Raw genomic sequence first — 358 nt, 5'->3', positions numbered from 1 at the left:
TGGCAACTTCTGTCGATCCCGCAACTATTTACCATAACAGTGCTTTCCTGCATCAAGATCGGTTACCGTCCAAACCTGTCAGTAAATCGTTGATTGCTAACCCGTCTACTCATTTTGCTATTGCAATTAGGGCACAAATGCTGCTTTTTGCCTTCAATAGTCCAAGTGTAATGTTTCTTATTAAAACCTATGCCACAAACATCACAGCGCCTTGGTTTAAACATCGCACCGAGAATGACAAGTACAACGAACCCACCAATTAACCATTCCATAAAATCCCTCTTAATGAAAAATCCCGCGCAGCGGGCTTCAGTCGTAAACTTCGCGTCGATGACCAATCGTGGCCGCAAGGATGACC

General features: G+C 44.4%; 1 protein-coding gene. It reads left to right on the top strand.

All coding sequences use genetic code 11. The features are described 5' to 3' along the window. A partial coding sequence (locus tag SB775_RS27975) for a hypothetical protein (RefSeq protein ID WP_410864411.1) occupies window positions 1–263 on the top strand: 263 nt, incomplete at its 5' end. Window positions 264–358 lie beyond the last annotated feature (95 nt).

Source organism: Peribacillus sp. SIMBA_075, from assembly GCF_046534585.1.
The sequence above is the reverse complement of the archived record's forward strand: the minus strand, read 5'-3'. Positions and strand labels throughout refer to the sequence as shown.